This window comes from Nitrospina watsonii, from assembly GCF_946900835.1.
Taxonomy (GTDB): domain Bacteria; phylum Nitrospinota; class Nitrospinia; order Nitrospinales; family Nitrospinaceae; genus Nitrospina; species Nitrospina watsonii.
The window spans coordinates 2169757-2190245 of sequence record NZ_OX336137.1 but is presented as its reverse complement, the minus strand read 5'-3'; the positions used below and the strand labels follow the sequence as shown (position 1 = coordinate 2190245).

At 54.4% G+C, this 20489-nt stretch carries 19 protein-coding genes; 9 read left to right on the top strand and 10 right to left on the bottom strand.

Going from position 1 to position 20489, the window contains the following annotated elements; all coding sequences use genetic code 11:
- Positions 1-135: 135 nt before the first annotated feature.
- The 4 genes from QML71_RS10125 to QML71_RS10110 are packed head-to-tail and all read left to right on the top strand — an operon-like array spanning position 136 to position 4288.
- Complete coding sequence (locus tag QML71_RS10125; RefSeq protein WP_282011804.1) at positions 136-1836, top strand: glutamine--tRNA ligase/YqeY domain fusion protein; 1701 nt, start codon at positions 136-138, stop codon at positions 1834-1836.
- A 2-nt stretch (positions 1837-1838) separates the two neighbouring features.
- Positions 1839-2264 carry a very short patch repair endonuclease gene (locus tag QML71_RS10120; protein ID WP_282011803.1) on the top strand — a complete coding sequence of 142 codons (426 nt, stop codon included), beginning with the start codon at positions 1839-1841 and terminating at the stop codon, positions 2262-2264.
- Positions 2251-3408, top strand: a complete 1158-nt coding sequence (locus tag QML71_RS10115) for a DNA cytosine methyltransferase (RefSeq protein ID WP_282011802.1) — start codon at positions 2251-2253, stop codon at positions 3406-3408. Before QML71_RS10120 ends, QML71_RS10115 begins: the two co-directional genes overlap by 14 nt.
- A 4-nt stretch (positions 3409-3412) precedes the next feature.
- Positions 3413-4288, top strand: a complete 876-nt coding sequence (locus QML71_RS10110) for a hypothetical protein (RefSeq protein ID WP_282011801.1) — start codon at positions 3413-3415, stop codon at positions 4286-4288.
- On the opposite strand, the gene gltX is transcribed toward QML71_RS10110, so the two are convergent.
- The 5 genes from gltX to QML71_RS10085 all read right to left on the bottom strand — a co-directional run bounded on the left by gltX (position 4285) and on the right by QML71_RS10085 (position 9775).
- Positions 4285-5691, bottom strand: a complete 1407-nt coding sequence (gene gltX / locus QML71_RS10105) for a glutamate--tRNA ligase (RefSeq protein WP_282011800.1) — start codon at positions 5689-5691, stop codon at positions 4285-4287. The two genes, QML71_RS10110 and gltX, sit on opposite strands and share 4 nt — an antisense overlap.
- Before the next feature lie 192 nt (positions 5692-5883).
- On the bottom strand, positions 5884-6324 hold the full coding sequence (locus QML71_RS10100) for a hypothetical protein (protein ID WP_282011799.1): 441 nt from the start codon (positions 6322-6324) through the stop codon (positions 5884-5886).
- Positions 6325-6437: 113 nt separating this feature from the next.
- Complete coding sequence (locus tag QML71_RS10095; protein ID WP_282011798.1) at positions 6438-6833, bottom strand: hypothetical protein; 396 nt, start codon at positions 6831-6833, stop codon at positions 6438-6440.
- Positions 6834-7181: 348 nt separating this feature from the next.
- Entirely contained in the window at positions 7182-7838 is a 657-nt protein-coding gene (locus tag QML71_RS10090; RefSeq protein WP_282011797.1) for a response regulator, read from the bottom strand.
- 17 nt (positions 7839-7855) lie between these two features.
- On the bottom strand, positions 7856-9775 hold the full coding sequence (locus tag QML71_RS10085; protein ID WP_282011796.1) for a GAF domain-containing sensor histidine kinase: 1920 nt from the start codon (positions 9773-9775) through the stop codon (positions 7856-7858).
- Between the two features lie 177 nt (positions 9776-9952).
- Here QML71_RS10085 and QML71_RS10080 point away from each other — a divergent pair, with 177 nt between their 5' ends.
- Both QML71_RS10080 and QML71_RS10075 read left to right on the top strand, forming a co-directional pair.
- Positions 9953-10450, top strand: coding sequence for a hypothetical protein (locus tag QML71_RS10080; RefSeq protein ID WP_282011795.1), 498 nt, complete (start codon positions 9953-9955; stop codon positions 10448-10450).
- A gap of 58 nt (positions 10451-10508) precedes the next feature.
- A complete protein-coding gene (locus QML71_RS10075; RefSeq protein ID WP_282011794.1) occupies positions 10509-11381 on the top strand; it encodes a radical SAM family protein in 873 nt (290 codons plus the stop codon).
- Between the two features lie 48 nt (positions 11382-11429).
- Here QML71_RS10075 and QML71_RS10070 read toward each other — a convergent pair whose 3' ends face one another.
- Positions 11430-12356 carry a hypothetical protein gene (locus QML71_RS10070; protein ID WP_282011793.1) on the bottom strand — a complete coding sequence of 309 codons (927 nt, stop codon included), beginning with the start codon at positions 12354-12356 and terminating at the stop codon, positions 11430-11432.
- Here QML71_RS10070 and QML71_RS10065 point away from each other — a divergent pair.
- Positions 12340-12951, top strand: coding sequence for a hypothetical protein (locus tag QML71_RS10065; protein WP_282011792.1), 612 nt, complete (start codon positions 12340-12342; stop codon positions 12949-12951). The two genes, QML71_RS10070 and QML71_RS10065, sit on opposite strands and share 17 nt — an antisense overlap.
- A 13-nt stretch (positions 12952-12964) precedes the next feature.
- On the opposite strand, the gene QML71_RS10060 is transcribed toward QML71_RS10065, so the two are convergent.
- The 4 genes from QML71_RS10060 to QML71_RS10045 all read right to left on the bottom strand — a co-directional run bounded on the left by QML71_RS10060 (position 12965) and on the right by QML71_RS10045 (position 17700).
- On the bottom strand, positions 12965-15151 hold the full coding sequence (locus tag QML71_RS10060; protein ID WP_282011791.1) for a M1 family metallopeptidase: 2187 nt from the start codon (positions 15149-15151) through the stop codon (positions 12965-12967).
- A gap of 7 nt (positions 15152-15158) precedes the next feature.
- Positions 15159-15530, bottom strand: coding sequence for a NusG domain II-containing protein (locus QML71_RS10055; protein ID WP_282011790.1), 372 nt, complete (start codon positions 15528-15530; stop codon positions 15159-15161).
- Between the two features lie 132 nt (positions 15531-15662).
- Positions 15663-16829, bottom strand: a complete 1167-nt coding sequence (locus QML71_RS10050; RefSeq protein ID WP_282011789.1) for a hypothetical protein — start codon at positions 16827-16829, stop codon at positions 15663-15665.
- 85 nt (positions 16830-16914) lie between these two features.
- Positions 16915-17700: an outer membrane lipoprotein-sorting protein gene (locus tag QML71_RS10045; protein WP_282011788.1), complete on the bottom strand. Its 786-nt coding sequence runs from the start codon at positions 17698-17700 to the stop codon at positions 16915-16917.
- Between the two features lie 339 nt (positions 17701-18039).
- Between QML71_RS10045 and QML71_RS10040 the strand changes: the two genes are divergently transcribed.
- Both QML71_RS10040 and QML71_RS10035 read left to right on the top strand, forming a co-directional pair.
- Positions 18040-19197: a helix-turn-helix transcriptional regulator gene (locus tag QML71_RS10040; protein ID WP_282011787.1), complete on the top strand. Its 1158-nt coding sequence runs from the start codon at positions 18040-18042 to the stop codon at positions 19195-19197.
- A complete protein-coding gene (locus tag QML71_RS10035; protein ID WP_282011786.1) occupies positions 19187-20347 on the top strand; it encodes a helix-turn-helix transcriptional regulator in 1161 nt (386 codons plus the stop codon). The genes QML71_RS10040 and QML71_RS10035 overlap by 11 nt, the downstream gene beginning before the upstream one ends.
- Positions 20348-20489 lie beyond the last annotated feature (142 nt).

Sequence of the window (20489 nt, the reverse complement as noted above, 5' to 3'; positions counted from 1 at the left end):
GTCTTTTACAAATCTCCTGCTCCGAATGACACCCGCGCCGCATTTCCCCGTCCGGCGCGTCTTGTACGCCACGATGCTTTCCATTAATATGTGGACGGTTTGAACAGCCAGAACCTCCTCTAACCTGCGAGACTCATGAACGACTCCCGAAACCCATCTGACACGCCCGAAGAACCCACCCAGCCGTCGCATTTTGTGCGCCGCCATATCCAGGAAGACAACGCCAGCGGCCGCTTCGGCGGCAAGGTCGTCACCCGGTTTCCGCCGGAGCCCAACGGCTTCCTGCACATCGGCCACGCCAAAAGCGTGTGCCTGAACTTCGGCATGGCGCTGGAGTTCGGCGGGCACTGCAACCTGCGTTTCGACGACACCAACCCGATCAAGGAAGAAGCGGCCTATGTCGAGTCGATCAAGAAGGACGTGCGCTGGCTGGGTTTCGACTGGGGCGACAAGGAATACTACGCGTCCGACAACTTCCAGCAATTGTACGACTGGGCGGTGCAACTCATTGAAGCGGGCAAGGCCTACGTCGAGGACCTCAACGCCGACGAGATCCGCGAGTACCGCGGCACGCTCAGCGAACCGGGCAAGGACAGTCCCCACCGCAACCGCACGGTCGAGGAAAACCTCGACCTGTTCGCACGCATGAAGCAGGGCGAGTTCGACACCGGCGCCAAAGTGCTGCGCGCCAAAATCGACATGGCGTCGGGCAACCTGACTCTGCGCGACCCGGTGCTGTATCGCATTCTGAAAGCGCCGCACCACCGCACCGGCGACGCGTGGCACATCTATCCCATGTACGACTGGGCGCACGGGCAGTCGGACTCCATCGAGGGCGTCACACATTCCATCTGCACGCTGGAGTTCGAGGACCATCGTCCGCTGTATGACTGGTGCCTCGATGCGTTGGACGTGCACCATCCCCGGCAGATCGAGTTCGCCAGGCTGAATCTCACGCACACCGTGCTGTCCAAACGCAAACTCCTGCAACTGGTGAAGGAGGGGTACGTCGATGGCTGGGACGATCCCCGCATGCCGACGGTGAGCGGACTCCGCCGGCGCGGCTACACGCCGGAATCGATCCGCGACTTTTGCGAGCGCATCGGCGTCGCCAAATCCAACAGCACCGTGGAGCTGGGCCTGCTCGAGTTCTGCCTGCGCGAACAGTTGAACTTCATCGCCACGCGCGTCATGGCCGTGCTGCATCCCTTGAAAGTGGTCATCACCAATTATCCCGAAGGGCAGGTGGAGGAGTTGCAGGCCGAGAACAACCCCGAAGACGCGGCGGCGGGCCACCGCACGGTGCCGTTCAGCCGTGAGTTGTACATCGAGCAGGAAGACTTCATGGAAGACCCGCCGAAAAAATTCTTCCGTCTTGCGCCGGGCCGCGAGGTGCGCCTCAAGCACGCCTACATCATCAAGTGCGAGGAAGTGGTGAAAAATGACAAGGGCCAGGTGGTGGAGCTGCGTTGCACGTACGATCCGGAGACGAAGAGTGGTCAGGCCGCCGATGGGCGCAAGGTGAAGGGGACGCTGCACTGGGTGTCCGCCCCGCACGCGTACGACGCTGAAGTGCGGCTGTACAATCATTTGTTTGTGCACGAGGACCCCGACGACATCGAGATCCCCGCCAGCATCAACCCCGATTCCCTGGAAGTGCTCAAAGACTGCAAGCTGGAATCCAGCTTGAAAGAAGCGAAGGTTGGCGACCGCTTCCAGTTTTTACGCATGGGGTATTTCGTGGTGGACAGCAAGTATTCCCAGCCCGGTCGGCCCGTGTTCAGCCGCACCGTCCCCCTCCGCGACACCTGGGCGAAGATTCAGAAGAAGGGGTGAGTATGATTGACACCTTCTCCGCACAAAAGAGAAGTTGGATCATGGCTCGGGTTAAGGGTAGAGATACAAAACCTGAGTTGTTGGTTAGGTCTCTAGCCCATCGTTTGGGGTTTAGATTCCGATTATACCGTCAAGACCTTCCAGGGAGACCCGATCTAACCTTTCCAAGGCACGAAAAAATAATCTTAGTAAATGGTTGCTTCTGGCACGGTCATAAGTGCCCCAGGGGAAAAAGAAAACCCCAGCAAAACAATTCTTATTGGAAAGAAAAAATAGAAAAAAATAGAAAACGGGATAGGCAGAATATAGGAAAACTTGTAAAATTGGGTTGGAAAGTTTTGGTCGTCTGGGAGTGTGAATGCAAGGAGCAAGATAAATTAGCAATAAAAATACAAACCTTCATTGCCGGGGAAAATGAAAAAAAATAAATTCCATTACTACGAATTTTTTGCTGGCGGAGGAATGGCCCGGTTGGGTTTGGGGAAAGAATGGCAAAGTATTTTTGCGAATGATATTTGCAAAAAGAAAACCCAAGCCTACAAAATAAATTTCCCTCCTGGTGAAGAATATATTTGTAAAGATATAAGGTTATTGGATAGCAATGAACTTCCAGGTAACCCAGTAATGGCTTGGGCTTCCTTCCCTTGTCAGGATTTGTCGTTGGCTGGTACTCGGATGGGCTTGAATGGCGAACGTAGTAGCACCTTTTGGCCATTTTGGAAATTAATGCAGAAATTAGACACTGAGAATAGATCTCCAGAAATTATTGTTTTAGAAAATGTCGTTGGAGCAATCACCTCCCATAAGGGTTTGGATTTTCAGATAATAGTTAGAAGTTTGATCGAAGAAGGGTATATGGTAGGCCCCCTTGTGGTGAACTCCATTTGTTTTTTGCCTCAATCAAGACCACGACTATTCATAGTAGCCATAAAAAATAACTTTCCGGTGGGTTCCGGTCATATAAGCTCAACTCCAATTGAAGCCTGGCATTCCAAAAATTTAATCACTGCGTACAATCGACTTTCTTTAGAGCTAAAAGATAAATGGGTATGGTGGAATCTACCGGAGCCGGCTCCTATGAATAAGGAGTTACATGAGTTTCTTGAAATGGATTCAGAGGATATTGAATGGTTCCCCAAAGAAAAAACTGACCATCTGATTAACTTAATGTCGGCTTTTAACTTAAAAAAAATAAAAGAGGCTCAAAAAAGCGGATTGTTAAAGGTTGGTACAATTTATAGAAGAACAAGAGTTGAAAAGGGTATCAGATTTCAGCGTGCAGAAGTTCGCGTTGACCAGATAAGTGGTTGTATAAGAACCCCGGCTGGAGGATCGAGCAGGCAAATTTTGATTTTTGTTGAGGGTAAGAAAATTAAAGCCCGTCTGTTTACTCCTAGAGAAGTTGCTAATTTGATGGGGATTCCATCCCGATATAACCTTCCGGAAAATTATAACCAAGCGTACCATTTGATGGGAGATGGTTTAGTGGTGCCAGTGGTTTCTTGGCTAGACAAAAAACTATTGAGCCCTTTAGCAAAGTTGGTTGTAAATAATATTTCAAAGGCTGCTTAATTTAATGCCAAGAAACCCTATTATTTTTTGTAAGAAGTCGGAAGAATTTGAAGAAAAAGTTCGCTCCTATGTTCAGGCGTTAAGGAAAATTGCTCCCAAAATTGGTGATCATGGATTGCCTGAGAAAGAGTTTTGGGATTCGGGCCTTTTTCATAGCGCCATTGAGCATATTAGAGGGACTCAATCCGCAACACTGGGAGAAAAAAAGAAGTTTGTTGAATTAGTTTTAAATAAATTAAAACAGTCCTTAAAGGTTAAGAAATGGGAATTTGTAGGGTCGTCTGAAAGACATGATTATGAAGTGCTTCTTTCCGATGGTCGAAATATAGCAATTGAAACTAAAGGATGTCTTGACGGGAATAATACGAATATTTTTCAGCGTCCACCTCAAGCAGATGAATTTATAATCTGGTCATTGTGTCAGAACCCCGGTGCTGACCCTAACCATAACGCTTGGTCCGGGGTCCATACTAGGCTTGGAGCCGAAGTAATTCACAAAAAACAAAAAGTGGATGGGGTTATTATTTGGGACATGGTTTGTGGCACTATTGGTAGACCATGTCCCAAGCTTTTAAAAGATGCCCATCGGGGAACCAAACTAACTCAAAGCCAAGTAGTCCCTCCTCCTTGTATTTACTTGTTTCCTAAAACCATTCCTGATCCGAGAAGTAATCCATCCCCCGTTTTCTGGAAAATAGAAGAAGTTAAATTTTTGCATGCGCTATGGCTTGAATTTAAAGGCTTAGCCTCTGATGTGATTGAAGTGAAGATCGAAGCAAGAATGAAAGAAGCAGACATTCAAAGAAAGACCAGCTTTTATCGGGAGGGGCAAGAAATATCTTCCTCAAAATGGACAACTATTAAAAGAGCTACGGCTTAGATTATTCTCAATCTTTTGGTTGACCTCTCTTTCCCCAGCATTAAAAACAAATCGTAGATGCCGGGGGAGGCGGTCTGGCCGGTGAGGGCGACGCGCACGGGCTGGGCCAGGTTCTTCAATTTGATGCCTTCCTCCTCGATCACCTGCTTGAACAGGGCTTCGACGGCGTCGTGCTCCAAGGGCTCGTCCATCGTCTCCAACCCCGCGCACAATTTCTCGAACCACGGTTTCACCTCGGCGGTCAAAAACTTCTCCTTCGCCTTCTCGTCGAACTCCACCTCGTCCGTAAAATAAAACGCGGAGCCGTGGGCCAGCTCCACCAGCGTCTTGGCGCGTTTCTGCAGGGGCGGGATGATGCGCCCAATCTCGTCCAATGACCGACCGTGTCCCTCGGCCAGCAATCCCTCCTGCACGAGGATCGGTTCCAGGTGCTTTGCCAATTCTTCCGGCGGGCTGGTCTGGATCCATTGCTCGTTGACCCACAGCAGTTTTTCCGGATTGAACACGGCGGCGGAGATGGTGACGGTCTCCAGCGCGAAGTGCTTAATCATTTCCTCCAGCGTGAACAGCTCCTGGTCGCCGTGCGACCAGCCGAGCCGCGCCAGATAGTTGATGAGGGCGTGCGGCAGGTAGCCCTGCTTTTGGTATTCGAGGGTGGAGGTCGCGCCGTGGCGTTTGCTGAGGCGCGTTTTGTCGGGACCGAGGATCATCGAGATGTGCGCGAACTGCGGTCGCGCCACGCCGAGGGCATCGTACAGCAATGCCTGCTTGGGGGTGTTGGACAGGTGGTCGTCGCCGCGGATGACGTGGGTGATCTGCATGTCGGCGTCGTCCACCACGACGACGAAGTTGTAGGTCGGCGTGCCGTCGGTGCGTTGCAGGATGATGTCGTCCATTTCCTTGAGTTCGAAATTCACGTTGCCGCGCAGGATGTCCTGGACGGTGACGGTGCCTTCCTTCGGCGCTTTGAAGCGGATGACGTGCGGCTGGTCCGTGGGTTGATCGCTGCGCTGCCGGCAGGTGCCGTCGTAGCGTGGATTCTCGCCCGCGGCCTGCTGCGCCTTGCGTTTGGCTTCGAGGTCTTCCGGCGTGCAGAAGCAGCGGTAGGCTTTGTCTGCGTTCAGGAGGTGGGCGACCTGTTCGCGGTAGCGGTCCTGCCGCTCCATCTGGCGGAACGGGCCTTCGTCGTAGTCGAGGCCGAGCCACTGCATGGCGCTCAGGATTTCCTGGATGGACTCATCGGTGGAGCGGGAGAGGTCGGTGTCCTCGATGCGCAGGATGAAGGCGCCGCCGTGGTGGCGGGCGTAGAGCCAGTTGAACAGGGCGGTGCGCACGCCGCCGATGTGCAGGGTGCCGGTGGGGCTGGGCGCGAAACGGACGCGGACTTTCTGATTATCGCTCATGGTGGTATGGGGTCCTCGGTTAAAACGGTTTGAATGTGAAGAACAGTTTTACACCAAACGGGCGGGGGTTGCCAAGGTGAGGGCAAAAAAAAACAGCCGGCAGGGGCATGCCGGCTGTTTCCTTGGGTAAGGGAGCGTCCGCTGTAACGGTTAGAGCTCGAAAGTTACTCCCACAGGGGTCTTGCTTACTGATTACTGACAGGTAATGCTCACCGAGTTGGTGCCGGTGTTGGTGAAGCGTACCAGACCGCTGATGTCACCAATCGAGTCACCGCGGCTGAACGCCGGCTGACCGGTCAATACAACCTTGTTGCGTCCCATTTCGCCCATCGGCTTCAGGCCGGTTTTGCCTTTGTCCGTGGTGGTCAGGGAAATGTTGCTGTCGTTCGGGCCCAAGGTCAGCGGCACGGTGGTCGCGTTGGAAGACTTCCATACCACCAGGCTCGCGGTTCCGCGATCGTTGGCGGTGTGGCCGAACTCACCCGCAGCCTTGTTGCCGATTTTGTCAACTTCAACCGTGATTTGTTTGGCGTCGTTGCAGGAGGTGGACTCACCGGGTTTGATGCTTCCGGCGAAAGCCGTGCCACTGAAGGCAACAACACACAGAGCAGTCAGCAAAGAAATCTTTTTCATTCCTCGGCTCCTTTCACTTTTTTGTGAGGATAATAAAAATGAACATTTAAAAACCAAATCCAAATACTTTAAAAACACTAAAAGTTGCTCCCCGCTGTAGCTTCAGGAATTCTTTACGTGGACTGGAGCTTGACCACGTTGACACGAACACAGGATCGTTGGCGATGAGTGGTGTGTTCCAATGCCCACTCGTAACAAATGCTGTAGGCGCCCTGAGCCGTGAATTCGAGATCCATCGATTGCCCAGGGTGGAACGCGTGAACACTCACCATATGTTTATCCGGGTCGAGCCTCGCGATGGAGGTGTTGTGCAGGACCCGGTCCATATCGTTTTGAATGCGCACCGACTTGCCGGTCGGAACCTGATAGGTGAAGCTTGGAACGTCCTCCGTGGAGTTCAACGAAATGGTGCGGAGGAAGGTGGTTTCGGCTCCGGCAAGGGTACCGGTCAGAATGATTGCGGCCACAGCCAGCGTGGCACACAATGAAGTTCGGAGAGATGAGGACACGTTATTCCTTTCTTTTAGTTTGCCGGATCCAAAATTTCTGAGGCTACAGGAACAATCCGCAAACTCGAACAGGTCAAAAGTGTTGTGATGCCCAATACTGAGAGTCCAAGTTGTACGGAGTGTAATCAAAGGCAGGAATTATCGCTATCAGTGGGTGGCTTAATTTTATGTAGGAATTCTTCTTATTAGCGCTAGAGGTAATTTAAACCTAAAGATGGGTATTTTTTGGCGGGTAGGACTAGTTCCTAATGCGTATCGTATATTTTCGAATTACCTGGGTGGAACTGCGGTGAGTAAGGCTTTTCAAAAAAAGAAGCCTTATATATGTAGAGGAATTTGCAAGGTTAACTAAATGAGATCGTAATTGATCGCGTAATGAATCAATTCCGCATTTTTCTTCATTTTCATTTTTTCAAGAATGCGGGACCGATGGGTGCTGATGGTCTTCACGCTGAGCGACAGTTCATTGGCGATTTCCGTCAAGGATTTGCCGCGCGCGATCATCAAGAACACCTGGTATTCGCGATCCGACAACGTTTCGTGCAGAGGCTTGTTGGTTTCCAGGAAATCGAAAGCCAGGCGCTCCGTGATTTCCGGGCTGGCGAACTTGCCCCCCTGGGACACCTTGCGCACCGCGTGCAGCAATGTATCGAGCGCGCTTTCCTTGGTCAGGTACCCTGCGGCGCCCGCTTTGATAAAGCGCACGGCATACTGATTTTCCGGGTACACACTGAGGATCAGGATAGGCAGCTTGGGATATTCGGTTTTGATCTGCTTGACGACTTCCAGTCCATCCTTGCCGGGCATGGAGATGTCGAGAATCACCAGGCTGAGTTCCTCGCCCCGGATGCGATCAACCACGTCGTTGCCATTGTCGGCCTCCGCAACGATTTCGATGTCCGGGGTTTCCGAAAACGCATTTTTGAGTCCACGGCGAAACAGGGGGTGATCGTCTGCGATGAGGATTCTGACTTTCTTTTTTGCTGAAAGAACTTCGGTGGTCATGTCGTTTTACTCCTAAGTTAATTTCTACTGATGTTGATGGACACCAATGTGCCCTGATTGGGCTTGCTGACAAAATCCACGGAGCCCCCCCAGACCCGCGCTCGTTCCTGCATGCCCAGAATGCCGAGAGAATGACCGTTTTTCAAGCGGTCCGGGGTGATACCGACCCCGTCATCCTGAACATTCAAGGATATCATACCATCTTCATCGCTCAGTTTCACGCTTACGTTTTCCGCCTTCGAATGACGCGCGACGTTGGTGAGAGTTTCCTGGAAAATACGGAACAGCGTGGTGGAGCGCTCCTTGTCGAGAGTTTCCGGTTCGCTATCGCAATCGAAATCGAACGAAATTCCAGTCAGGCGCTCGAACTCCTGCCCTTGCCAGGAAATGGCTTCTTCCAGACCAAAGTGATCGAGGATCGGCGGACGCAGGTCGTGGATCAATTGTTTTACGGTAGGAAGGGTCTGGTCGATCAACTCGATCACGGTCTCCGCGTTGTCCTTCAAGTCAGGGTTGCTGGCTTCCAGCTTCTTGCACAAGCGGGCCACTTCCAGTTTCATGGTGGTCAGCACCTGCGCCATTTCATCGTGAATTTCGCGGGCGATGCGGGACCGCTCTTCCTCGCGCACGGTTTCCAGTTTGTGGTACAGGCTGCGCAGTTGCTGGCGCGACCGCTCGATCTCTTCTTCCGCCAGTTTACGCTGGGCGGCCACGCTCAACAGGTACGCCAATCCATCCAGAAGGTGACGTTCCTCCTGGCGAAAGGGGCCCTCATCGAGATCGGGTTTCTCTTCCAGATAGCACACGACGAGCGATCCCTGCTGCACGCCGTGGGTGGTCAACGGCGCGGACATGCTCCACGCCGTGTCCTGAAAATCCGAAGGCGCGAACTCCTCGCCTTCGAACGTGACTTTGACGCGGGTGATGTCTGGAAATTGCCAGGCCGGTGCGATGTACGATTGCAGGTTGTTGAAGACCTCGCGAATGGTTTTGGTGTTGGCGATCAGATTGGCGACGTTGTACAGACAGGTCTGCTCGTTGACGCGTTCCTTTAAAAAGGACAACAGTTGTTCCTGCTCACTCTCCGCTCGTTTGCGTTCGAGGACGCGTCCCAATAGAGTGCCGATGTGGCCCATGACTTCCAGCATGTCGTCATTCGGCGGTTCGGCGCGCGGTGAGAAAAATTCCATGATGCCGGCCACTTCATTGCCGATCAAAATTGGAAACGCGAAACCGGCTTTGACGCCGATATCAGGCGACAGCCGGGCGCGCGGAAAGTTCGGGTCCTTGTTGACGTCAATGATCCACGCGGGTTTGCCGTTGGCCAGCACCCGGCCCGGCAAGCCGATACCGGAATCGAAAACGGTGCCTTCGGACACCATCCTGAACGTCTGAAACTGTTGCGGATTTTCCAGGTGCCAGGTGGTGGTGGACACCAGATGCGGATGGGTGCTCGCATCCACCAGATAAAGATGCCCGACCGGCCAGCCCGCCTGATGACAGATGCGTTTCAGGCAGTATTGCAGCGTCACGTCCACTGCGCGGGTTTCGTTCGAGGCCACGGCAATGTCCTTGTGCAACTGCACAAACGAACTCTGGCGTTGCAACATCTGGTAGGCATGATCTTCGGATTTCTGCTGGATCAGACACAGCCACCCCACCAGCCAGATGGTCAACGTGGACCCCAATCGGTCGAGCAACTCCTGATACAGGTTGGGGCCGCCCAACGCCAGATAAAAACCGATCATGTTCAGCAGTGTGGCCAGCAATGTGGCCATGATCAGAAAATTTTTATTCCGGATGCGCAGCGCCGCCAGCACGAGGATCACATAAAAAAATCCATCGATCGTTCCTTCGGGCAGCACCAGATCGATGCCGAACAGGAAAACGGCAAGAATGCCCCACAGCAATTTAAAAAATTCGGGTCGTGGTTCCATGATTTGTTTACCCAATAGGGGGTGATCCTGTGGGATTAATCCAAGGTTTCTTATTATAGACAAATTAAAAACGCCCCGTACACCTTAATTGCCGCTTCAAGAGCTTTTCCTTGCCCGGCTCGAAGTAATTGGAGTAACCTTTTTTATAATTCATCATTTCCAAAGGAATCCATGCCCATGAAAACGAAATGGATCTTCCTCAGTCTGGTTTTACTGGTTCTCCCTCCGGCAGCCGCTTTTGCGGTGGAACAACGCGGCGAACTCATTCTTTATAAGCAGCCTCTGTTTGAGCTGGAGGACAACAGGAGGGATGTTTGTCAGTCTTTGTTTGATGTGGAGTCGGGAAAAGATGTGGCGGACATGAGAGGGTTCCGCGATTTCTGGTGCCAGGGGCGCTACACCGTCACACTGGAAGGAGATACAGGGCGCACTGTCACCTTGTTCGGTGGTTTCAAGTTTCGCAAAGACCGCGGCTTCATGGTGATCCGTAAAACCGACACGCGCAAAGTCTGGTTGATCAACCTCGACCTCATCCCTGCCGATCAATGGATAAAGCGTCCGGCCAGCAAAGACTCCGGTGGCGTCGAAATTTTCTTTCGCTCCGAGCCGCAGTTCAGCCAGAACATTTCCTCGGTCAAGTGGGGCAAATGGTGGAACGGCGACCAGCCGCAATGATCGCCGATGGGAGCGGACGCTGGCGTGAACATGATTGCAAATGAGGAGGCTTGATAGCGTGAACATCTCGGAAACGGCATGCCGGTCCATCCTGACCCGTACCACAGGCTATTTGAAAACGGTGTGCTCGCACTCGATGAATCCTTATACCGGCTGCGGGTTGGGCCGCTCTGCCTGCGGCGTGGCCTGTTATGTCCGGTTCAATCCGTGGCTGACACGCGGTCGCGAGTGGGGTGGTTTCGTCGATGTCAAAATCAACGCCCCGGACGTGTACTTGCAGACGGCGGAGGTTGAAAGACGCTGGGCACGCCGCCGCGCGCAACCTTTTTCCATCTTCCTTGCCAGTTCCACCGAACCCTGGCAGCCGCTCGAAAAAAAATACCGCGTCACACGCGGCCTGTTGGACGCAATGCACAGTGCGCCACCGGATGAGGTGATCCTGCAAACGCACACCACCGGCATCCGCGACGATCTCGACCGGGTGCAGGCGTTGTCCCGGAAATGCCGCCTGCGGGTGCAGGTTTCGATTGAAGGCGATGTCGAACGCCTGCCGGGCATGCCGCCGCCTCCCGCTGCGCTGGACGACCGCATTCAGTTGTTGCGCGAGTTGTCGGAGGCGGGCATCGATACGGTTGCGTGTCTGGCGCCGCTGTACCCGATCACCGATGCGCACGCGTTTTTCGAAAGGTTGTCGAAGACGGGAATCGTGGCGGTGGTGATCGATCACTTCATTGAAGGTGATGGCACCGCCGATGGGGCGCGTACGTTGAAGACGGCGCTGCCCGCCGCCATGCAGGCGGTGAATCCGGACTCCCTGCATGTCGCCTACCGCGACACGCTGGCCGCCATCGCAAAGCAGTACCTGCCGGTGGGGGTTTCCGCCGCGGGGTTTGCGGGACGGTACGACTCCGTAATTCACGTGGCACCCTGATCCCTCACGGCCTCCTCAAACCACTCTCCCCTCAGTTCACCACCGCGCTCAATGTTTGCGCGGTTTGACTCCGATGTGTACGTAGTTGTTGAAGCGGTTGACGCGCAACTCGATGAACGTTGTCGTGTTTTCGTAGAAGAAATTTTTCGGTGGTTTCAGTGTGCCGCTGGCATCGTGGATGACGATGTTTTGCAGACTTTTGGTTTCGTACTGAATGCCATCGTCGATTTTGGGAACGTGCACGCGCATGCTGAGGGCAGGCTTGGCGCCGAGCGCCTCCTCCACTTTGGTCATGAACACGCGGATCTCTTCGAGATCGACGAGGAAGCGGCGAAAGCTGGGATCGGTCTGGTTGGTGTGAAAGCTGCGCGTCAGGATTTCATTGACCTCCTGGCTGAATTCTTTTTCCTGCTTGTCCAGCTGGGAATCGTCCGCCAGGCCTTTCCTGGACATGCGGTTCGGCCGGAACACGAAAAACTCCACATTGAAATCGCGGATCGGCGCATCGAGGTCGTCCACCGCATGCAGGATGAACTGCTGAAAGCGCGGCTTGCCGGTTTTGTGATAGCAGTCCGCCGTGTATTGCTCCAGGTCGTTCACCAGTTTGGTGAAATCCTGCGGCGATTTCGTCTTCAAGGCGCGCAGGATCAGCCCGCCCACCATGCCCTTGTCCCCGGACTTCGGCGACGCGGGTTCCACGATGCTGCCATGATCGACCCCGGCGATGACGCCGAACGCGAAATCGTCCGGCGGGTTCTGGTACGCCCATTCGTAATGATTGCTGCTGGGATCTTCCGGCGGTTTGGAAAAGTCGAGCACCAGCTTGGCGGTGTCGATGGAGGTGCCGGCGATGACCACGGTGCCGTCGGTACCGGGTTTGTTCACCCATCCGCGCAGACCTTCGTAATCCTTGAGGCCGACGAGGATGGTGGTCTGGATCTGTTGCCGTGTAATACGAATGGTCCACCAGCACATCCTGGTGCGACAGATCCCACTGGTAGGGGCTGGCCAGTTCCAGTCCGTTCAAGAGGTTCCGCCCGACTTCCAGCATGTCGCCGATTTTCCACCGTCCTTTAAAGAGGCTGCCGAGGAACGATTTGCCGCGGTGCGCCAAAGGCGAGCCGAAGTTGGCCGGCGCCAGCATGAGCAGGCGTTTCACCGGGCAATCGTCGATGTGTTCGTGGTAGTACTGCCAGATCCAGTGACGGATCACCAGTCCGCCGGTCGAGTGCACGATGACGTTGACGTCTTTCAGTTTGTTGCCGTCGGCATCGATGATGCCGTTTTCGATCATCTGGTCGTTGAGCCCATCGACCACGTCGTTGAAGGTGATGTTGTCCTCGCGCGATTCGTAGTCCGCATACAGGATGGTCTGCACCGTGCCGACCTGGTTGTCGATCAAAAACTGCTTCAGTTTTTTGAACGAAGTGGAGCAATCGCTCCAGCCGTGAATGATCAGGGTGATGTCTTTGGCCATGATGCGGTCCTTTCCGGAATGGTTGAAGCGGCGAGGCGCGTTTCTTTGGAATGCGGAAATTATACTTCAGGATGGGACCGGCGCAAAGATTAGATTGGGCGAACCGTCATTCCGGCCGGGTGTCGATGAGAGGCGGCTCGGGCGGCAGGGGGTGATCGCCTGCGGACAGCGTGGTCATCAGGCTGCTGCGGTCGGCGGACCACAGGCCTTTCAACAGGTTGTCCGGTTCGGACCCGGCGAATACGAGGTAGCTGTACTTGCCGTAGTGGGGCAACTTGCGCATCAAGCCGGGGATGGCGGCGGCGGTGTCGGTGATCACCCAGGTCACCGAATGCGCCGGGTTCTCCGGGTTCGGCACGGTGAAGATGAAGCTGTGGTCTTCATAAAGATAAAACTGCCCGTTCAGCGTGATGCCGTAATCGCCGGGGAACACGCCGTATTCGGCCAGCGTCGGGAGCAGGCTTCGCGCTGTCATGTTGTGGCGACCGAACACCCATGCGGCGGCAGGGTCCCGAAACGCATAGACCTGATCGAGCACCATGTCCTGCAGGTTGTCGATGGAGGTGGCGAAGCCGTGAAAGCCTTCGATGAGGTCGCGCGTGGACACGCTGGGCATCACCGCCACGGCCTTGCCGTCGCCGTAGGTCTGGCCGATGCTCGCCGGAATCTCGTTGCGATCCAGCTTGCGGAACACATCGTAATAGGGATCGAGCATCACCGCCGCCGGTTCTCCGGGCACAAACACCGTCGCGTGCTGCACCGCTTTGGCATCGACCTGAACCCGTTCGATGTGCGGTTTCTCAGCGCCTTCGTACCACACCGCGACGGGCATTTTAAAGGCGAACAGCGGCCCTGCCTGTTTCTGTTTGATCTCCAGCGTCAAGCGGTAGGTGTCGGGAAACGGTTCCACCGAGGTGTGGGTCAGTTCCAGTTCCGGCGCGCCTTTGGTCTCGACCCATTGCCGGAAGAATGTTTCCAGGCTTTCGCCGTGGTACAACTCGAAATGCGCGCGCAGGTGTTCGAACCCGGCGCGGTGAAAGCGTTGCGTGAAATAAAAATCCCCGAGCGCTTCCCAGAAAATTGTGTCGCCCACTTCCAGCCGCAGCATGTTGAGCACCATCAGCCACTTGCCGTAGCCGATGGCCTGCGAGGCCATGCTGTGGCGCGAGGTGAACTGGGCGATGGCGATCTCGTTGTGCCGGTTCACGTAATTCAGGTACTTGATCAATTGCTGGAAGCGGTAGTCGGCGCCGTTGCCTTCCAGTTGCTGCAGCAGGTGATCGGACAGGTAGGCGGTGAGTCCCTCCGACCAGTTGCCGTCGCTGGGATCCACATACACGCCGTTGCCCCACCAGTTGTGCAGGATCTCGTGCGGATAGGATGTGTTCAGGATGAAGGGAAAGCGGATGATGCGCGATCCCAGCAGGGTGAACGACGGCATGCCGTAGCCGGTTTGCAGCGAGTTCTCCACCATCGCGAATTTGACGAACGGGTACTCGCCCAGAAGCCGGTCATAAAACCGGATGTAGGATTTGGCCGCGTCGAGATAACGTTGTGCCAGCGCTTCATCGGGAGTGCGCAGGAAGGCATAGAGTTTCACGTCCTGGTACCGGTCGGCGTATTCGATGTAGCGGTCGGCGACGATGTAAATTTCCTGCATCGGGTCGTCGCACTGCCACAACGTGTGGCGCGGACCGTTCTGCGTGGTTTCGCGGATGCGTTTGCCCTGGCTGATCACCTTGAGGTCGCGCGGCGTCACCACGCCCAATGCGAAGGTCATCAATGGTTCGCCGGACTGCAGGTCCAGCCTGGGATAAAAATAACTTTCGGCGGAAAGAAAAATACCCGTATCGGTTCCCTCGCCGGGAACGGTGGCCGGGTCCTCCGGTGCCGGGCGCAATGCGTCGTGGTAGCGGCCCTGGTAACGGAACACCACCTGCAGAAAATCGGGCCACTTGCGGCCATTGGGTTTTTGAATGGTGATGCGCTGGCGCGGCGGCGCCACGCCTTCCGGATCGCCCACCGGTTCAATTTGTTTTTTCCACGTGCCCTGGTGCGGGACCTCCACTTTCTGAATCTGATAATCGGCGTGCAATAAAAAAGACAACGTGTCCGCCGACAACGAGTTGGGATACAGCGTCAGCGTGTCCTCGATCTGAGCGTGGTGCCGGTCCGGGTCCAGCGTGACCGATAACTTGTGATTGACCGGACGGTGGAACGAGTCCGCCCACACCGGGGCCGCCGCGGCCAGACTGAGAGACAGGAAGAGGAAAAGGAAAAGACGTTTCATCATAGGATGATCAGGATACCACCGCATCGATGCCCCGGTAGGTGCTGCCCAATATGCGCACCACCACGCGGTTGGGCAAACAGGCGGCGATGCGGTCGGCGTATTGGATGTACCCGGATTTGATGCACAGTTTGCGGTGGCATGGTGATTTGAGGATGCGCGCCTTGCCATCATGGGTTTCCACTTCCGTTTCGCCGAGCGGACCGGTGACGTGCACCAGCTGGTTTTTCCCCAGGGGCAGGCGCTGCACCTCTTTCTGACTGACCTCAATGACCACCCAGTCGCCCGCGGTGCGGGTGTAATCGATCCCGGAAAACAGGGCGAGATTCGCCGCGAACAGGCAGGCGATCAGAATTTTGTCGGCGCGCGTTGGTTTCAACATTCGGAAATTCCCACAGTTAAACCTTTTAAGTGTAGCACGCGAACGGGCACTGGAAAACAGCGATCCATGTGGGTGTCGCAGGTTTTTCAGGGTAGGGGCGAAGGCAGCCCCGATGCTTAAACTCGAAATTCCTTAAAAATGATAGGCGAGGGTGATTTGGCCAAAGTCTTCGTCGCGTAAAAAGATAAACGGATCGTCGTCGGGCTGGCTCATGATGCCGCGCAGTTCTACACTCAACCGCCAGTGTTCGTCCAGCCGGCTGCTGGCCTCGATGAAAAATGCCTTGCTGGGATCTTCCAGGTCCTGAATGAACGCAAACAGAATCTGGGTGCCGTTGATATCGTTCCAGCCCCAGCGGAAACCGAAGGTGAGGTCGTTTTGAAAGAGCGTGGTGGCCAGCTCCCGACGTTCGTCATACGACCATTCGGTGAGCACGCCGATGTCCATGCCGGTGCCAAACACGCCGGAAAACGTGTATTCATAACCGAAGGTGGTGGCGTAAAAATCCTCCGGACGCATGTCCCAGCGTTGGATCACTTCCAGTTTCCAAATCCAGTTCGCGTAGATGTATAAAATATCCAGCCCGACCTGGTGAATCTGCTCGTAGAAAGGAATGAGGACGGGCTCGCCCGATGGCGACACGCCGAAATCAAACGTGGGCTCGCGGCCGGTGCCCGTAAAGGCGGACAGGCCGATGTCCCATTTGCCGATGTTCTGAAAATAACGGACGGCGAAGTCGGTGTGCCATTCCTCGGCGGCGCTGTCGTAATGCGGGTTGTCGGAATCGACGAGGAGAGGAGGCCGCAGGCGGCCGCCGCGGCCGGGAAAGGTGCGCTCGCGGAAAAAGGGCAATACGAAAAAATCCACCGTGCCCCAGTCGGTGATCAGGGCGGCGTTCGCCATCGGCTGGCCCAGCTTGTCTTCGCCGTCGAGGCCTTCCAGAAAATCCGTCTGGTTGACGATGTCCACCAGGTGCACGGTCTCGGTGACGCCCCAGAACACCTTGCGCACGCCCACCCGCACGCTCCAGAAACTTTCGGAAAAAATGAAATCGAGTTCGCGCAGATCGAAGTGGGTGCGGTCGGAGTCGGCGTGGTCGTAGCGGTAAAACGGGATGAAATAAAACTGGGTGCCATCGTCAAACTGATGGGAAATTTCCGGGTGAAAGGCCAGCGATACGGTGTGATCTTTCTGGCCGGGAAAATCTGATGAGGTGAAAAAGGGGCGGGCTTCGCCTTCAACAAAGCCTAGCAGGTCCAATGCCAGAGACGGACTCACCCAGATCAGATTCAGCAGCAATCCGCATGCAAGGCGACATAAATACAATTGCGCCCCCCCATCAAGAGATTCCATTTGAGCATGGATCGTGAAGCTGGAAACGTTTTCAGCGAATATTTTTCAGTCCATTCACCGTAAATCGACTCTCTCTCAGCCCAGTATTGAATTGCCAGTTATTGAATTCGGACAGGGTCACTTCCCCCGTCCGGTGGTCCGTCAACTCATGCACATCCCATCGCCAGAATTCCTCGTTATAGAGCCTGTAACCATGAAAGCTCAGGGTCTTGATTAAATTTCCTTTCTTGTCATAAGAGTCGATTTTCTGAATCCTGAATTCATCTTTATCGACCCACAGTACCTGGCGTGAATAGATAGAACTTTTTTCTTTTGGATAACGGTTCACCAGATAACATTCCAATTTTTCACAGGGTTTGTCCTCCAGCCACCGGTACGTGTATTTTTCCGGTTCGGCGCGGATCAAATCTTCAGTCTGAAACTCCGTGCCCATGAAATCGCTGCCCTTGGTCTGGGAGCTGGCGCGCTTGACCCGGCGCAAATCGGGGATGTAAACCCATAAATCGTCAAAGGTATTCTTGTGCGTCCAGATCAAAAAGGCCATGCCTTTGATATCTGCTGGATGGTGAAACCGCATGAGGACTTTGTCGGTGTTCTCTTTTGTCACCAAAATCTTCAACGACATCTTGCGGGAAATCGTTTTCTGGTTCTTTTTTTTAATATTCAGAACCACATCGGACGTGGTGTCTCCATAGTGGTCAAAATCTTCTTCCACCTTGAAAGCGATGGCCCGGCCTTTTTCCTCGGGAGATCCGTCCGGCAGATCCTGGAAAGTGGGCGCGACCAGTACAAAGAGTGTCAGCAATAAAGATTTCATGATTCCCCCTCCCTGGTAAAATATATCCCTTCCTCCGAAACCGCTGGTAAATTGTGCCCCCAAAATTTTTTGGGAACAACCGATTTTTATAATTTCAAGTTTGTATGTAAATACAGGAAGGGCCTTTACTGCGTACTTTAAAAAAGGTTGGGCGCAAAGCCTGTGGTTGGAGTGTGGGTTAGGCGCTTGGTCGCGAAGGCATGAAAAGTTTTACTGCCGGTGAGAGGAGTCCTTCTTAAGGTTTTATTACGATTGCCTTTTTCGAAACACCGTATAAAATAGTTGTACCCCCTTCGATTTGGTTGGCTGTCTCAGATTATCAGCGAAAGGATACGATGTATGACTTCGTCCTTTCAGATTTTGAGCGAGCGGGATTATCTCGACCTGATTGAGACGATCCACAAACTCGAAGAATGCGAAACGCAATCCGGCTTGGAAAGCGTGGTGCAAACCCACCTGTTTCCCCTTTTTCAGGTTGACGCTTTCGGCTGTGCCGAATTCCTTGGGGACCCCAGCAACCTCGTTTCCGGCAAATTGTCTCCCATCGCCGCCGTCGGCTATTCTCCACAGGAAATTGAGTGGGCGCTTCTGTGTCAGCCTTATCTCACGGATTTCACCAAGCTGTACTCGGAGGGAATGCGAACGGTGCTGGCCACTGATGTCGATGTGCCCCGCGATGCCCTGACCGACAGCTTCCACCGTTTTTTTGAGGAGCATCCGGAGATCGATCGCAGTCAGGCTCCCACTCTTCAAAGCATGACCGGACATTTATCCATAGTGAATGTGCCGGAGGTGTCTCTCGCCATCGGGCTCAGTCGGGTACGCAACGACACGCCGTTCACTCATCGCGAGCTCCGCATGGCCGAGTTGTTGCAACCCAGCCTTCTCCATGCCTGCCAGTACATCGCGCTCCGTCGCACGCTTCATCATTTTGCCGCGTTGGCCGAGCACCTGGCGGACACACCCACGCCCATCGTGCTGGTTCAATCGGAAGGCAGCATCATGTTCTGCAACGATTCGTTTCGAAATTGCTTCCAGATCCAGCAGGGCGACCGGCTTCCACAGGATCTGTGCCAATCGATACAAAACCAGGACGATATTTTTTCTCCCACGGAAGCATTGGAAGGCCTGGACCGCTTTCCTCCTTTTTATGAAATCCGCAAAACGGTTTACAGAATGAATCTGACCCGGCTCAATCCGATGCAGGACTTTGAAGGCCGCTGTTGGCTGTTGAAGTTCATTCCCGCGCTGGCGCCTCAATCGCAGGCCGCCTATGCCATGAACCGGGCCCAGTTGACGGTGCGGGAGACGGAAGTGGCGTGTCTGGTGTGCGACGGGTTCAGCGACAAGGACATCGCCCAGCGGCTGTTCATCAGCCCCAACACTGTCAACAATCACCTGAAACAGATTTTCAAAAAAATGGGCGTGCACACGCGCGTGCAACTGGCGCACCGCCTGCAGGGCATCATGAAGGGGAGGGCGCCGGATGAATGCTGATGGCAAGGTTCCCTTATCCCTGTCTGAAGAAGATTATCTCGCCATCCTCGGCATCATGCGGCAACTGTACCAATGCCAGGTGCGCGAAGACCTGAATCGATGCCTGGAAAACTCCATCATGCCATTATTGGGTGCAGACACGTGTGGCTATGCATGGGCGAACACCACCGAATGGGAAAAAATGGTCAATCCCGCAGAGGCGCTCGGGATGGTGGGAATTCCCCCTTCACAATGGCCGTGGTGCAACAAAGTGCATTCGTATCTTGTTTCTTTTTTCGAATGCTCAAGCAAATCGAACCGATTCGTTATCGCTCACGATGTGGATATACCGAGAGAAGAACTGCAAAGGGAATTGGCAACATTCGCCAAAGATCATCCCGAATTCAATCCTTCTCAGCTGAAGGGGTTCTCAACTTTCCTGTCCAATATGGCCCTGTTCGATCGCGTCAATCATATTGCGGCAGGATTCCAAAGGTACACGCCCAACGACAAGCTCTGGACGCGGCGGGAGATCCGCCTCATGGAGTTATTGCATCCCACCCTGTTCAGTGTGATCAGGCGCGCGGCCATTCAGGAACAGGTGAAGACCTACCAGGCATTGATCGCGGCGCTGGCTGAAACCGGCGCCCCGATGGCGCTGGTGCGGGAAGACGGACGGGTGCTGTATCGCAATGCGGCGTTTTCGAGCGTGGTGGCAGTGGACGCGGGAGGCGTGTTACCACAATCCATTCGAGATTTGGTGGAACAACAGGTGGTGCGGATGAGCCCCGATAAGGTCCCGGAATCCGGCACAGCCCCTCTGGCGTTTTTCCCGCAAGGGGAAACCGTTTACCGTCTCGGCCTCACGCAATTGTTTCCGGACGAAAACGGCACGGAACCGGCCTGGCTGTTGCGTCTGAATCCAGCGGACGATCCTTACAGCGCAATGCACCGCACTCTGCAAACGTCTGGCCTCACGCCGCGCGAGGTGGAGGTGGCCATCCTGGCGGGCGACGGGCTGGAAGACGGCGACATCGCGCAACGCCTGTTCATCTCTCCCGCTACGCTCAAAAACCATTTCAAAAGCATCTACAAAAAACTCGACGTGCACTCGCGAACGCAACTGGTGCATCGCCTGCAAGGCACCACGAAGGGGAGGGCCACACCATGAAACAAAGCGGAGATATTCCTCTATCCCTGCCGGAAGAAGACTATCTACGGGTTATAGATCTCATCCGGCATCTGCAGCAGTGCCAAACCCGGAGCGATTTGAAGGTCTGTTGCAAAAAATACGTGCTTCCTTTTTTTGAAGC